General features: G+C 57.8%; 10 protein-coding genes and 2 pseudogenes. 4 read left to right on the top strand and 8 right to left on the bottom strand.

The genetic code is table 11. The features are described from left to right. Positions 1 to 192 precede the first annotated feature (192 nt). Both ACSQ3F_RS08320 and ACSQ3F_RS08315 read right to left on the bottom strand, forming a co-directional pair. Positions 193 to 1053 carry a protein-L-isoaspartate O-methyltransferase family protein gene (locus ACSQ3F_RS08320; protein WP_436099793.1) on the bottom strand — a complete coding sequence of 287 codons (861 nt, stop codon included), beginning with the start codon at positions 1051 to 1053 and terminating at the stop codon, positions 193 to 195. Positions 1054 to 1182: 129 nt separating this feature from the next. After that, positions 1183 to 2043 carry a YcaO-like family protein gene (locus ACSQ3F_RS08315; protein WP_436099792.1) on the bottom strand — a complete coding sequence of 287 codons (861 nt, stop codon included), beginning with the start codon at positions 2041 to 2043 and terminating at the stop codon, positions 1183 to 1185. Between the two features lie 104 nt (positions 2044 to 2147). Here ACSQ3F_RS08315 and ACSQ3F_RS08310 point away from each other — a divergent pair. Further along, positions 2148 to 2992: pseudogene (locus ACSQ3F_RS08310) on the top strand (IS5 family transposase). 489 nt (positions 2993 to 3481) lie between these two features. On the opposite strand, the pseudogene ACSQ3F_RS08305 reads toward ACSQ3F_RS08310, so the two are convergent. The 4 genes and pseudogenes from ACSQ3F_RS08305 to ACSQ3F_RS08290 all read right to left on the bottom strand — a co-directional run. After that, positions 3482 to 4507, bottom strand: a pseudogene (locus tag ACSQ3F_RS08305) (hypothetical protein); the annotation flags it as partial. Positions 4508 to 4659: 152 nt separating this feature from the next. Continuing rightward, the gene (locus ACSQ3F_RS08300) at positions 4660 to 5781 is read right to left on the bottom strand and encodes a mandelate racemase/muconate lactonizing enzyme family protein (RefSeq protein ID WP_436099791.1); all 1122 of its coding nucleotides are present in this window, start codon (positions 5779 to 5781) and stop codon (positions 4660 to 4662) included. 68 nt (positions 5782 to 5849) lie between these two features. Beyond that, on the bottom strand, positions 5850 to 7349 hold the full coding sequence (locus ACSQ3F_RS08295; RefSeq protein ID WP_436099790.1) for an aldehyde dehydrogenase family protein: 1500 nt from the start codon (positions 7347 to 7349) through the stop codon (positions 5850 to 5852). A gap of 2 nt (positions 7350 to 7351) precedes the next feature. Beyond that, complete coding sequence (locus tag ACSQ3F_RS08290; protein WP_436099789.1) at positions 7352 to 8494, bottom strand: iron-containing alcohol dehydrogenase; 1143 nt, start codon at positions 8492 to 8494, stop codon at positions 7352 to 7354. Positions 8495 to 8608: 114 nt separating this feature from the next. Between ACSQ3F_RS08290 and ACSQ3F_RS08285 the strand changes: the two genes are divergently transcribed. Continuing rightward, entirely contained in the window at positions 8609 to 9511 is a 903-nt protein-coding gene (locus tag ACSQ3F_RS08285; RefSeq protein ID WP_436099788.1) for a LysR substrate-binding domain-containing protein, read from the top strand. Between the two features lie 255 nt (positions 9512 to 9766). Here ACSQ3F_RS08285 and ACSQ3F_RS08280 read toward each other — a convergent pair whose 3' ends face one another. Beyond that, the gene (locus tag ACSQ3F_RS08280) at positions 9767 to 9901 is read right to left on the bottom strand and encodes a hypothetical protein (protein ID WP_436099787.1); all 135 of its coding nucleotides are present in this window, start codon (positions 9899 to 9901) and stop codon (positions 9767 to 9769) included. A 120-nt stretch (positions 9902 to 10021) separates the two neighbouring features. On the opposite strand from ACSQ3F_RS08280, the gene ACSQ3F_RS08275 reads away from it, so the two are divergent. Together ACSQ3F_RS08275 and ACSQ3F_RS08270 are read left to right on the top strand one after the other, a co-directional pair. Beyond that, positions 10022 to 10897 (top strand): DUF6030 family protein, encoded by an 876-nt coding sequence (locus ACSQ3F_RS08275; RefSeq protein WP_436099786.1) that lies wholly within the window; start codon positions 10022 to 10024, stop codon positions 10895 to 10897. A gap of 587 nt (positions 10898 to 11484) precedes the next feature. Then, the gene (locus tag ACSQ3F_RS08270) at positions 11485 to 12093 is read left to right on the top strand and encodes a sugar transferase (protein WP_436099785.1); all 609 of its coding nucleotides are present in this window, start codon (positions 11485 to 11487) and stop codon (positions 12091 to 12093) included. A 357-nt stretch (positions 12094 to 12450) separates the two neighbouring features. Here the strand turns inward: ACSQ3F_RS08270 and ACSQ3F_RS08265 are convergent, their stop codons facing one another. Beyond that, positions 12451 to 14175: an ABC transporter substrate-binding protein gene (locus tag ACSQ3F_RS08265; protein WP_436099784.1), complete on the bottom strand. Its 1725-nt coding sequence runs from the start codon at positions 14173 to 14175 to the stop codon at positions 12451 to 12453. Positions 14176 to 14204 lie beyond the last annotated feature (29 nt).

Below are 14204 nucleotides of genomic sequence, written 5' to 3'. Positions count from 1 at the left end.
TCATTCCAATTGTTATCGGAGTAACACCGAATGATGTTTTTATTGATCTCTGATAACAGCGTCAGCGACTGCGGTCCTCTCGCAATCGACGGCGTCTATGAAAGTCTGGTGCTTGCCGGTGCGATCGACAACCTGTTTCCCCTTCGCTAAGCACCGTCCACAGTCCGTAATATTGGCTAGATCCTCGGCAGGTCACGAGTTCGACCAAGAAACAGGCCCGCTCGAGAACCAAAAGTTACGTTTACTGGGGTTCGATTTCCAAAATAACCGATTGACATGCTCAACACCGCCATTTTCAAAAGCCGACCTAAGTCGTTCCTCGTCAGAAGAATCGAATTCACCCTGACAAAACGTGAAACTGGTATGTCCAAGCCAAGTCACATGAAATTCCGATTTAACGCGGTAAATAAGCAGAGCTGATCCTGGATGCGTGAACCCTTGAAGATTTCCTTCGGCATCTTTGAAACGCGGCCCAATTTGTATTATTGCGCGACCACCGTCCGCCAAATTTTCTATCCAAGATTCCGCGGGATTCAAAACCGCGAAATTCACGTAAATACAATTTACCTCACGCTCTGGAAATTCCCTTCCGTCCGCACATATGACATCAACGTTGGTATAATCTTGAAGCGCAATTTTGGCACGCTCATATAGTGAGCGGTCATACTCCACGGCTATCACCCTACCAGCCGACCCAACGAGCTGCGAAAGGACTGCAGTATAGTATCCCGTGCCTGCTCCAATATGGGCAACAACTTCACCTTCTTTGGGCGCGAGTGCATTGAGCGCGAAGGCATGCAGTGATGGCCTCCCGTTATTTAATTGAAGTTCTCTCTTCAAAGCGAACAATTCATCTTGGTACAAAACGACGGGATCTTGGGATTCTATCGGAATAAGACCATCGTCACCAACAATCAACCAAGGTGGCTCCCCAATAAACTCCTCTCTCTTAACATTTTTAAATGCACTCAATAAACCCAGGTTATTCTCTAAACCGCACTTAGCGAGCAACTGTATTGCAAAAGCATCCCTGACTATCGCAGTATTTTTCATTGTAGACCCTTAAAGACGATGGTTATGTAAACGGGTGTAAGCCCAAAACAGGCCATAGTTGAGCAAATCCTGCAAACCGGGTCTTCATAAAACCTAGGTTCCAGTGCGCATCATATCTCGTGTGCTGGTTTATGGTATGAGAAATAAACGATCTGTAAACAGAGTGCTTACAGAACAATTCGTTTTCAACTTCCTGTAAAACAAATAGTGGTCAGCATTTATGCTTGAAATAAGATCATGGTAACTGAAATTTCTTTCATAATCATTGAAAAGAAATTCACCTCCACATTCTAGCTGCGAATATGACTGTTTTCCACAAAACCAAAAGAAATACAGATGATCATCGAAGTCATTTATAACGGGAAAATGACTCACCGTAGAAGATTTTTGACCAAAAATATTTAGCCAGTTGAAAAAATACAATGCCTCCATGCTAGACTTACGTAGTGCAGTATCATTGTCCAGCGCAGCGCCGAGCCCAATGAGAAATCCATCAGAATTGTTAATCAATACCGTTGCATAAACATAACAATTAAAGTTAGTAGGCAGCCTATAAATCTTTATACTATTCCAGTTATCAAATGGTGTATTTTCAAATATATCTTCAACAATGGCTATATTATTACAGCATTTTGACGAAATGTTTCCGTACCAAGACGTAAAAAATGCATCTCTCTCCACAACTTCAAGTATCGAACTCTGTTTAGCAAGCCTGTCGTTTACATGAGATGCGCAACCGCTAGATGAAATAGGAAATATAATTTCGGTGTTTCCTTGCTTTGTCGGTTTTGCATACAGAGGAATATTTACTCCCCGCGCATGCCGGTGTGAATAAAACATACAACCAAAAAATTTATTATTGTCAGATAGCTTATTATCAAAAAAGCTATCAGCGAGGCCTGATGCCAAAAATTCTGGCTCAAGCCTCACTGATTCCAAGGAGGTGCTTAAATCCGCATAAGACGCCTCGCGCTCCAGGTGCTCAAACAAAGCTTTCTTACGCGCAACTGTGCGGTCTAAGTGTCGGTCCATAAAGAAGTTGAATGATATGAATCGTTTGTGATTCCATGCAGTTGAATTGATTCGATGAGGGCATGGACGCGATGTGGACGAAGGCTAACCGAGGGAAATACAATCGAGATTGTCTGCGCTATCCGAGCGATTTGACGGATGCGGAATGGGCGCTGGCTGAACCCTTGATTCCGCCTGCCAAGCACGGCGGTCGCAGGCGTGAGGTCGATGTCCGGGAGGTTCTCAACGGCCTGCTTTATGTTCTCAGCACGGGTTGCCAATGGCGGGCAGTGCCGAAGGACCTGCCGCCGAAGAGCACGCTGTTCAGCTATTTCGACCTGTGGAACTGGGACGGCACGCTCGGCCGCATTCATGAGGAACTCTACGTGAAATGCCGTGAGGCGATGGGCCGCGAGGCCAGTCCGACGGCGGCAATCATGGACAGCCAGAGCGTCAAAGGCGCTGAAAAAGGGGGCGCTGCATTGACCCGGGCGGGTATGATGCGGGGAAAAAGATCAAAGGCAAGAAACGCCATATCCTTGTCGATACGGTAGGCCTTCTGCTGCATGCGCTGGTTCATCCGGCCGACATCCAGGACCGCGACGGTGGCGTGCTGGTTCTGAAGACGCTGTTCGGGCGCTATCCGTTCTTGAAGAAACTGTTCGCCGATGGTGGCTATCAGGGGCCTGTCTTCGCCAAGGGACAAAAGAAGGCAATGCCAGGACTTGCGACCGCGATCGTCAAGCGCTCCGACACCGCCAAGGGTTTTGAGGTTCTGCCGAGGCGCTGGGTGGTCGAACGGACGTTCGCATGGCTGGGTCGATGCCGCAGGCTGGCCAAGGATTTCGAAAATCTGTCGCGCAACGCGCTCGCCTTCCTCAAGCTGGCGTCTATCCGCCTCATGCTGCGAAGGCTCTGTTCAAAATGAATAACTTTCCGGACCGACTCTAAATCAAAACCGTATCCAGTAGTTGCCGCGCCGAACGCGCCATTTTCGTTGGAAACTATACATAATGTATAGTTTCCAACTATTTGAGATACTGGTACCGTAGTGCTGATGATAATATCAACCTCCTCCGAATCTGAATGTATAAGTGACGCTTTCACATAGATTTAGGCGGCCTTGGGTTGCTGCCGGAATCTGGCTTCGGCTTATTGGGAACAACTACGATACGGGGACCACCTTGCGTATCGCCACCACCACCACCACGTCCGCCGCTGCCACCTCTATAGGTTCGGTTTAAAAAATCAGCGAACGAAGTTTCAGTCATTACATCTTCAAGATTGGGACGACGACGTGGCATTTTCATCTCTCCATTAAATTTTGAAAATTGCGTTGCTTCACGCAGATTATTAACCTCTTAGGTTGTATTGTCAGTCAACATATATTTTAGGTAGAAGCTGGATTTTTACCGGCCGATAGCCGCCCGGCAACACGGCGCAGGCCGGAGGCGACGGGGCGTCGAGACAGGCTGCGCACCTCCGCAACGATGACGAAGATGACCGCCAGAAGCAGAGGCAGCACATGATAGATCAGCCGGTAGAGCATCAACGCGCCGAGCACGGCATCGACATCTGCCGTCTGACCCAGAGCCGCGATGATGACGGTTTCGAAAACACCGAGGCCTGCCGGAACATGGCTGAGTACGCCGAGCCCGACGGCAACTGAATAGACGGCAAGGAAAGCCGGCCAGCCCATGATCCCGTCGGGCAGGAACACGTACAACACCGTCGCCGATGCGGCTATGTCGAGGGCGGAGACGAGAAACTGTCGCGACGCGGTGCGGGAATCGGGAAGTCTGAGCGCAATACCGCCGACCTGCAGAACGCGGCCGTCCCGGCCCGCGACCATCAGGCCGCCAAGGGCGGCAAGCACCATCACGGCGATGACACGCAGCCAGGAAGGGTCAAGTCCAACCAGCGGCGCGATTTCCGGCGCAATGGCCAGAAGGCTGAATGAGGCAATGCTGGCAAGCCCCAGTCCGAAAGCAAGCGTGACGAAAGCGATCACGCCGGCGATTTCTTCAGGCTTCAGACCGAGCCGGGAATAGGCGCGATACCGAATGGCGCCGCCGCTCAAGGGACCGAAACCGGCGGTATTTCCGACCGCATAGGCGGCAAACGCCGTCAGGGCCACGTCCGCATAGGGCAGCTTGCGCTTCACATAAAGGAGAGCGCCGATATCATAGAGTGTCAGCGCGACGAAGCTCAGGGCCGTGAACGCGATGGCGAGGACGATCGATCGCCAGGACGTTGCCCGCAGCGCCGCCAGGACGTCGTCATAGCGGACCTCGCTCGTTAGCTGGACGATGGCAAAGCCGATGATGAGCAGGATGATGGCGGTGGCGCCGCCTTTCAAGAGCCATCTGTTGCCGCGCAAACGCTGAAACAGGGAGGGGACGTTTTCGTCGCTCGCCTCGGTCCGATCGGAAATATCTGTCATGCGACACCCTGCCGATGCTACTGGGAACCATAGCAATGGCGAGGATATACATCCGCTTCGCACTGCAAAAAAGTGAACTTCCTGTAATCTACCGGGAGCGGCGGTTCATCCCACCGAGCGAACTTCCCGCGTTCCCATGGGGAGATGGGGGATCAAACCCGCGTCGCCCTCAGCCGCTCCTCGTCGAGCACCACACCCAGCCCCGGCGCGTCACCGAGCTCCAGCCAGCCGTCCTTGTGCTTCAGCGGCGAGACCATCGGATAGTCGCGGCGCTCCTCGCTCCATTCGGGATTGTCATAGGGATATTCGAGGAAAGGCGCGTCGCCGGCGCCGGCGGTGAGGTGGGCGTTGGCGAGCACGCCGATGCCGTTGGTCCAGGAGTGCGGGGTGAACATCACGCCGGCCTCGCGAGCCTGGTAGGCAAGACGGCGGCAGCCGGTGATGCCGCCGACCAGCGCCACGTCGGGCTGGATGACGTCGAAGGCGCGCTCCTCGATGATGTCGCGGAACTCATAGAGTTCGCGGGTCATCTCGCCGCCGGCGATGCGCACGCTGGTGGCGTCGGAGAGACGGCGCATGCCTTCGCGGTCGGAGCGGAACAGCGGCTCTTCCATCCAGTAGATATCGAGCTTTTCCAGCTCTTTCGCGACAGCCAGTGCATCCTTGAAGGTCCAGGGCAGCGTCGTGTCCCACGGCATGCGCCAGCCCTGGTTACAATCGACCATCAGCTCCAGCCGGTCGCCGACGCGGGCACGGATGGCTTCGAGCGCCGTCACATCGGCCTTCCAACTGCCGCGGCCGCCGGCCGAGGAGGAAAAGCGCACCTTCATCGCCGGGAAACCTTCCTCGATGTAACGCTCGGCCTGATCGGCCATGGCCGACGGCTCGCGCAGGATCCCGGAGGAGGCATAGAGCCGGACCTTGTCGGCGCGGCCACCAAGCATGCGCCAGACCGGTTCTTGCGTGATCTTGCCGGCGAGGTCCCAGAGCGCGAGGTCCATCGGCCAGCAACGGCCATAGTGGAAAGAGATATGCGACAGAACCTCGTAGTGCCGCTCCAGATGACGCGGGTCCTGGCCGATGAAGAGATCCTCATGGCCCGCGAAGCCCTTCATCAGGTCGCCGGAGCCGATGCCTTCGCGGCCCCCGTCGTCGCGGACGCGCACGATGGTCGCATCGAAATGTGTGCGCGGACGGCCGTCCCAGCTCGCCTTGAAGGCCGGATCGAGCGGCAGCCGGTGATGGGTGACCCCGATGGAGACGATCTTGCTCATGTCCCTTGCTCCCTTTGTTTTCGCGGATGCGTTCTCGTCCGGGCTGGTCGCCCCGAACGCGACCCGCGTCACCCGAAATGCTGCCAGATGGTCTTGTAGTCGCAATATTTGTCGATCGCATGCACCGAGCGGTCGCGGCCGAAGCCGGACTGCTTGAAGCCGCCGAAGGGCGTGGCGAAATTCGACATGTCGTAGGTATTGATCCAGACGGTGCCGGCATGGATCGCCTCGGAGAAGCGGTGGGCGCGGTCCATGTCCCTGGTGAAGACGGCCCCCGCCAGACCGTAGATCGTGTCGTTGGCAATCCTCAAGGCTTCCTCCTCGGTATCGAAGGGGATGGCAGCGAGAACGGGTCCAAAAATTTCCTGACGGGCGAGGCTCATGTCGTTGGTCATGTCGACGAAGACACCGGGGGAGACATAATAGCCGCCGGTTTCCGCGAGCGTCCGCTCGGCGCCGAAGGCACGGCGCGCGCCTTCCTTCTCGCCGGCCGCGATCATGGAGAGCACCTTGTTCATGTGCTCTTCCTCGATCAGCGCGCCGATCTGGGCCGACGGCTCGAAGGGATGGGCAAGGGCGATGTCACTCTTGGTGACGGCTTCGATCTTGGCGATCAGCGCGTCCTGCACCGGGCGCTCGACAATCAGCCGTGTCGAGGCGTGACAGGTTTCACCGGAATTGTAGAAACAGCCCCAGGCGACGGCAGACGCAGCTGCATCGAGATCGGCATCGGCGAAGACCACGAGCGGCGACTTGCCGCCAAGTTCGAGCGCCACGCGCTTGACGTTGGATTGCGCGGCATAACCCATGATCAGCTTTCCGACCTCGGTCGAGCCGGTAAACGCGATCATGTCGACATCCATGTGCAGCGCCAGCGGCTTGCCCGTTTCCTCGCCGTAACCGGTGACGACGTTGAGGACGCCCGCCGGAAGACCCGCCTCGAAGCCGAGCTGGGCGAGGCGGATGGCAGACAACGATGACTGTTCGGCCGGTTTGAGCACGACGGAGTTGCCGGCGGCAATCGCCGGTCCGAGCTTCCAGGCATCGATGATCATCGGGTAGTTCCACGGCGTGATGGCGCCGATGACGCCAATCGGCACCTTGCGGACGATGGCGCGCTCGCTCGGCGGGGTCGGTGCGACCTCGTCGTAGAGCTTGTCGATCATCTCGCCGTAGAACTGGATGCCATCGGCGCAGAGGCGCACATCGACATTGAGCGCGGCCATGACCGGCTTGCCGACATCCAGCGTTTCGAGCAGCGCCAGCTCGTCGCCATGGTCGCGGATCGCCTGAGCCCATTTCAGCATGATCTTCTTCTTCTCGAGCGGGTCCTTGTGCCGCCAGATACCGCGCTCGAAGGCCGCGCGGGCAGCCGCCACCGCCCGGTCGACATCGGCGGCATTGCCGCGTGCCAAGGTGCCGCCCGGCTTGCCGTCCATGGGACGCTTACGGGTGAAGGTCTCACCGGACGAGGACGGTGACAGTTCGCCGTTGATGAAATGGCGGCCTTCCGGCTTCAGGGCCGAGAGGACGTTTTCCCAGTAGTCGCGGGTATAGGGCTTGGTCATGATCAGGCGGCCTTCGGAAGGGACATGATGATGGCGGCGAAACGGGCGATGTCCTCGTCGCCGATCTCGCGGATGGTCGCGCGGCGCATCGGCTGGTTTTCCGGCGCCTTCATCTCGGCGGCGAGCGCGCCCGGATCGAGCGCCTCGAATATCTTCGGCAGGGCGCGAACGATGCCGCAGCGATCCATCAGACCCGAGACGAAAGCCGGAAGGTCCGCCGCTTTGGCAAGACCGCAGGCTTTTGCAGCCGCATTGAGATCGGCGGTATCGACCTCGACCAGCCAGGCAAGCGTCGCCTCGAAGCCGAGAGCGGTGGCAAGACCGTGGTGAACGGGTGCCAGGCCCGCCAGCGCATGGCTGATAGTGTGGGCGACGGCTGTGCCGCAATTGTCGATGGCGATGCCGGCATAGCAGGAGCCGAGCAACACTTTGCCGCGCGCGTCCATATTGTCGGGTTGCTTGACGGCCGTTTCCAGCGCGCCGGTGATAAGGCGCAGGGCTTCATGCGCGTAGAATTTGCCGCCGGCATGGGTATTGCGGTTGGTGGCGGCCTCGAAAGCATGGATGAAAGCGTCCATGCCGCACCAAGCAGTGAGATCGGCGGGCAGCGTCGCGGTCAGGACCGGATCAAGCAGCACGAGATCAGCCTTGGTCTCCGCACCCCAGATCCAGAGTTTCTTGCCCGCTGGTCCGGCGAAAATGTTGGTCGCGGATGTTTCCGATCCGGTGCCTGCCGTCGTCGGCACCATGATCTTCTTCAGGGGGTTCTTCGGCAGCGGGTTGGCCGCGAGCGCATAATGCATGGCATCCTCGCCGGAGGCTGCGCAGCAGGCGGCAATCTTGGCGATGTCCAGTGCAGAGCCGCCGCCGATACCGATCACCACGTCCGCGCCCGTGACGACCTCGGTCGCCTGCCGCACATAGGCGATCTTCGGCTCGCCGGCGAAATCGGAGAAGACACGCGCCTCGATGCCTTCGGCCTGCAACTGGACTGTGATGCGATCGGCGAGCCCCGATCGGGCAAGGAAGCCGTCGATGACGATGGCGGCGGTTTTCGCACCAAAAGCCCTGGCGGCGGTACCGATCGTTTCGTGAAGATTTTCGCCGAAACGGATTTCGGGAACGAAAGAGGTGGAAAAAGCCACGGTGGTGATCCTGCAATGCGTGTTTGATGCTGCTTCCAGCCTGCATCACAATCTGATATTTTCAAACACGGGCATTTTTCAGCCATTTTGATAATCTGAAATCATGGAGACGGGATGCTGGACCATATTCCGCTGGAGGCGTTCCGCGTGTTCGACGCCGCCTGCCGGCAGATGAATTTTTCGAAAGCCGGGCGCGAACTCAACATCACCCAGGCTGCCGTCAGCCGCCGCATCAAGGGACTGGAGGATCATCTCGGCGCGGCACTGTTCACACGGCGCGGCAAGAACCTGGAACTGACGCCGCAAGGCGCACGCCTGTTCCAGCGGGTTCGCGCCGCGCTGGATTACCTGGAGGAGAGCCTCGACCCCTTCCGCTCTGTAAAAGGCGGCATGATCGCCATCGCGGCGAGCGGTTCGGTGTCGCATCTCTGGCTCGGCGGCCGCCTGCGCGATTTCGGCAAGGAGAACCCGGCGATCTCGCTCAGGCTGCTGACCTCGGACACGTCATCCGATCTGGCCGCTGAAACCAATGATCTCGTCATCCTCTATTCGACCGGAGAACACCCGCGCTGGGACCTGACGCTGATGATGCCGGAGCGGCTGATGCCGGTTGCGTCGCCGGACTATCTCGACAGCCGCGGCCTCGATGCCGGAAGCCTGACCGTTGAGCAGATCGCGTCGCTGGACCTCATCGACTACGAGCGCTTCAACGCGCACTGGATTTCCTTCCGGCAGTGGTTCAGCCGCATTTCTCCGCCGCCCCGGCTGAAGCTGCAGAATCCGCGTTTCTCCTTTTCCACCTATATCATGGCGATCGATGCCGCCCTTCGCGGAGACGGCATTGCGCTTGGCAGCCTCGGCCTGATCGAAGAGCAGCTCGCCGATGGCAGGCTCGTGACGGTCGGCTCGGAGTGCCTTTCCACCGGCTACGGCTATTATCTCGGCCTCCCCAAATTCAAGACCGTCACGCCGGAAGCGCGGCAGCTGCATGCATTCCTGACGGGCTCGGAGAGCTGACGGGCGCCGCAGCAGATCAAGGTGTTACAGCGACCGTTGCGCGTTTGAAAAGACGCGCGGCGCTGTAATTGTGCAATGCAAACGAATCATGCGATGGTCTTGCCATCTTTGCCGTGGCATTTCCGCGAGCCAGCCGGAGAGCCGCAAGGCCTCTGCAGCCAGCAACCACGTTGAACGTTGCGCCTATCTCAGCCTCTCTTTCTCCTCCCTTGAATTTCCGGCCCCTGCCCGATGCCATGGTCAAATCTGCTGCTTTCATTTTACACCTTGATATGTCTGTTTTTTCTCGACAATACCTATCGCGAGGGTGAGGCCGCCGGCGGCACCTGGGATGCAATGCGTGTTCTCGGATTGTCTTTGTGCCTGCTCTGGCCACTGCTCCTCGTTCATGTGATCATCTTAGCCTGCAGGAACCGGCAGACGGGCTGACAGACGTCCACAATCTTGCCCGGCAGGCGCGCCAGGATGGCCTGGCACGGAGAGTGGAAACCGCGGAGTTCGGGTTTCGGCATGAAGGAGGAGCAGAAAAGCCGGTCTGGAAAGACGTTCTTTCTCGTCGCTGTCGGCCTGATCTTTGCCGGCATCCTGGCGACTGTGCTGCTCGCCAATGGCCAGCGCAATCTCCATCTGCTGCTCGCCTATCTCGGCTATCCCGAGCTTCTGGCAACGGCCGAGCCGGCGCCGAAGCAGGTGAAGATCATCCGCAGCAAGAGCGTGCGCCTGCCGCCAGCGCGCATTGTCCTGCCGGTCTACGCATTCAGTGACTTCAAGGTGCCGCAACAGCAGTTCATCCGCGTGATCCAGAGCGACCCGCGCACCTTGTGCGAACGGCTGAAAACCGGCGGCTTCGGCGACCTGGACTGGACCGTCAGCAGCGGCAACAAGGATAACTGGGAATGCTCCTCCTCCGTCGATCTTCCGGCCAGAGGCGACGGTGCGGTACAGTCCTCGATCTTCATCTTCATCAAGGGCGATGGCGAAAACCGCGTTACGTCCTTCCGCGTCAAGCTGAACATCGAAAACGTCGCCGATACCATCAAGGTCGCGGACCTCGCCGGCAATGCGGCGAACATCTTTCTCAGCCAGGTGCGCTGGGAGAGCCCCGACGAGGTCATCGGCAAGATCCATGCGCTGGAGGCCTTCGACATCCGCAATTTCGGCAGCCGGATCCAGTTCAAGCGCGAGTTCGGCGAAACGCCGCGCTACAATTTCCTTGCCAACCAGATCAGAAAGCGCGGCAAGAGCACGCCGGGAGATATTTTCTTCGATCGGAGCAAATGGTTTCCGCTGACCGGCAGCGACGGCCTCCCGATGATCGACGGTATGATGGCGGGCGAAAGTTCAGACGGCCTGACGCTGACTGCACCGAAAAATACGGCGCAGTGACCGGCTTCCTTCAGTCATAAAAATTTCAAATTGGCACAGCGTGAGCGGCGGTAGGCAACGGCAACGCAGCAAAAATATGTTGCTTCGCAGCAAGACATTGAACGGAAACCGCAATCACCCCAAAAATGATCCGTTTTGGGGCGCTGCGAATTAACCACAAACACTAACATCGCGCATTCGGAGACTTGTCAAAGACGATCATATTTAATAAGTGATTAAAAAACAAAAAATGCTTTTTGCAGACAAATAAATTTCAGGGACGACAACACTCCACGAGGCACCCAAGCACAACAACCTTGCCGAGATGGCAAGGACTCGATATGTATTGCAAATAGAAAATTTGACCGGCTTCTTCGGACAAGCACATTTTTTGGTGACGGCCACTCAGAGGTGGTCGGCCCTGCCTGCCAAAAGTGCCAGGAGTATTTAAAGCCATGACAGAAAAAATGATGTTGCAACAATCAGCTGCTATCGGGGTGGAGGATAGCATGTTGAATAGACATACTTCTGGGAGGTTTGCCGTTCAGAACAAAGGACGGCGTGCAGACGAAAGCAATTTTTACATTAACCCAGCCAGTGCGCCGAACATGCCTGTTCAGCTTGCGATCAAGCGTATGATCGATGTTGGCGGCGCATTCTTCGGTCTTCTTGTTCTTTCTCCGGTTATTCTTCTGATTGCCGTGCTCATCAAGCTGGAAAGCAAAGGCCCGGTTTTCTTCAAGCAGTTACGAACAGGCCTCAACGAGGTACCGTTCGAGATCCTGAAGTTCCGTTCCATGTACACCGATCTCTGCGACACAAGCGGCGTGCGGCAAACGATCGATAACGACCCGCGCATCACCCCGCTTGGGCGTGTCCTGCGTAAGACCAATCTCGATGAAATGCCGCAACTGTGGAACGTGCTGATCGGCGACATGTCGCTGGTCGGACCGCGTCCGCACGTTCCGGACATGCTGGCTGCCGGCCGCAACTATGCCGAACTGGTGCAGGGTTACGAGTACCGGCACCTGATGCGGCCGGGCCTCACCGGACTTGCACAGGCCCGTGGCCTGCGCGGCCCGACCGCACATCGCTGGCTGGCGATCCGCCGGATCGTCTGCGACGTCGAATATGTCCGGCAGTTCTCGCTGCTTCTGGACATCAAGATCATCGTTCGCACGGTGATCAACGAACTGAAGGGCGGCACCGGCTTCTGAGGCTGGCAAAGCCTCATCGCCTTGATGTTTCCAATGCAAAGCCATCGGCGTCAGCCGGTGGCTTTTTTCGTTGGCCGGTGCAGCCGATGGCAGAGCCGCAGAAACATCGCCTGGGGACTCCAAACCGTCATTCTCTCTTGTGCACCCGACCCCCTGTGCGCTGGAAGCCCCCGCGTATCCTCAAGACCAAGCCGCCATGTTTGGATGCCAGGCAGGGTATTGCGCTATCTCTTGGCCACCACGGAAAGCCCGAAAGCGGCCTGGCAGTGACGCTTCCCGAAAAGGATACCCTGACCTTGAACGCAAACCGCCCGAGCAGAGCCCGGGCGGCGATGGTTCAGAGAAAAGCAAGACCGCTTAGTTCGACTGCCAGCTCTTGACCAGTTCGTCGTAGTTGATGGTCTGCGGCTTTTCCTTTTCGTTCTCGACCTTCAGCTGGGGTGCGAGGCTGCCGGCCTTGACGGCTTCCGCGTTCCAGTATTCGAGATCGTGCTCTTCGGCAAGCTTCGGACCGATATCACCCTGGATGCCGGCACGTTCGAGGCGCTGCAGCACCTTTTCCTGCTCTGCGCACAGCGAGTCCATCGCTTCCTGAGCGGACTTCGCACCCGAGGATGCGTCGCCGATCGCCTGCCACCACAGCTGGGCCAGTTTCGGATAGTCCGGAACGTTGGTGCCGGTCGGCGACCACTGGACACGGGCCGGCGAGCGATAGAACTCGATCAGACCGCCGAGTTCCGGCGCACGCTTGGTGAAGCTGTCATGCCGGATCGAGGATTCGCGGATGAGCGTCAGGCCGACATGGCTCTTCTTCACGTCCACGGTCTTCGAGGTCACGAACTGCGCGTAGAGCCAGGCGGCCTTGGCGCGGTCTTCCGGTGTCGACTTCATCAGCGTCCAGGAACCCACGTCCTGATAGCCGAGCTTCATGCCGTCCTTCCAGTAGACGCCATGTGGGCTCGGAGCCATGCGCCATTTCGGCGTGCCGTCCTCGTTGACAACCGGCAGACCCTTCTTGACCGCATCGGCGGTGAAGGCGGTGTACCAGAACATCTGCTGGGCGATCGTGCCCTGGGCCGGAACCGGACCGGATTCCGAGAAGGTCATGCCCTGCGCTTCCGGCGGTGCATAGGCCTTCAGCCAATCCAGGTACTTGCTGATCGAATAGACCGCTGCCGGACCGTTGGTATCACCACCGCGGGCAACGCAGGAGCCGACCGGACGCGAATTCTCGTCGACCTTGATGCCCCACTCATCGACCGGGCGGCCGTTCGGAATGCCCTTGTCGCCGTTACCGGCCATCGAAAGCCAGGCATCGGTGAAGCGCCAGCCGAGCGACGGGTCCTTCTTGCCGTAGTCCATGTGACCATAGACCTTCTTGCCGTCGATCTCGCGGCCGGTGAAGAACTCGGCGATGTCTTCATAGGCAGACCAGTTGACCGGAACGCCGAGGTCGTAGCCGTACTTCGCCTTGAAGTCCGCCTTGTTCTTCTCGTCGTTGAACCAGTCGTAGCGGAACCAGTAGAGGTTCGCGAACTGCTGGTCGGGAAGCTGGTAGAGCTTCTTGTCCGGCGCCGTGGTGAAGGACGTGCCGATGAAGTCGGCGAGGTCGAGACCGGGGTTGGTCACGTCCTTGCCTTCATTGGCCATCCAGTCGGTCAGGTTGCGAACCTGCTGGTAGCGCCAATGCGTGCCGATCAGGTCCGAGTCGTTGACGAAGGCGTCATAGATGTTCTCGCCCGACTGCATCTGCGTCTGCAGCTTTTCGACGACGTCGCCTTCACCGATCAGGTCGTGGGTGATCTTGATGCCGGTGATCGCGGTGAAGGCCGGAGCAAGGACCTTGGATTCATATTCATGCGTGGTGATGGTTTCGGAGACCACCTTGATGTCCATGCCGGCAAAAGGCTTTGCCGCATCGACGAACCACTGCATTTCCGCTTCCTGGGCCGTGCGGTCGAGCGACGAGAGGTCGCCGATTTCCGCGTCCAGGAACGTCTTGGCTTCATCCATTCCCGCGAATGCGGTTCCGGTAAAGGCCAGCAGCATTGCTGCTGTCGATGTTAGAAGGTGCCGTCGCATAATAATCCTCCGGTTTTGCGATTGCGATG

Origin of the sequence: Pararhizobium sp. LjRoot238 (assembly GCF_964252955.1) — a bacterium.
GTDB lineage: Bacteria > Pseudomonadota > Alphaproteobacteria > Rhizobiales > Rhizobiaceae > Pararhizobium.
This window is presented reverse-complemented; position numbering and strand designations above follow the sequence as displayed.

What these genes read in the sequence shown, in the direction of transcription:
- ACSQ3F_RS08300 (WP_436099791.1), bottom strand. Translation starts at nt 5,781, where the DNA reads ATGAGCAAGATCGTCTCCATCGGGGTCACCCATCACCGGCTGCCGCTC.
- ACSQ3F_RS08285 (WP_436099788.1), top strand. Translation starts at nt 8,609, where the DNA reads ATGCTGGACCATATTCCGCTGGAGGCGTTCCGCGTGTTCGACGCCGCC.
- ACSQ3F_RS08320 (WP_436099793.1), bottom strand. Translation starts at nt 1,053, where the DNA reads ATGAAAAATACTGCGATAGTCAGGGATGCTTTTGCAATACAGTTGCTC.
- ACSQ3F_RS08295 (WP_436099790.1), bottom strand. Translation starts at nt 7,349, where the DNA reads ATGACCAAGCCCTATACCCGCGACTACTGGGAAAACGTCCTCTCGGCC.
- ACSQ3F_RS08280 (WP_436099787.1), bottom strand. Translation starts at nt 9,901, where the DNA reads ATGAACGAGGAGCAGTGGCCAGAGCAGGCACAAAGACAATCCGAGAAC.
- ACSQ3F_RS08265 (WP_436099784.1), bottom strand. Translation starts at nt 14,175, where the DNA reads ATGCGACGGCACCTTCTAACATCGACAGCAGCAATGCTGCTGGCCTTT.
- ACSQ3F_RS08275 (WP_436099786.1), top strand. Translation starts at nt 10,022, where the DNA reads ATGAAGGAGGAGCAGAAAAGCCGGTCTGGAAAGACGTTCTTTCTCGTC.
- ACSQ3F_RS08270 (WP_436099785.1), top strand. Translation starts at nt 11,485, where the DNA reads ATGCCTGTTCAGCTTGCGATCAAGCGTATGATCGATGTTGGCGGCGCA.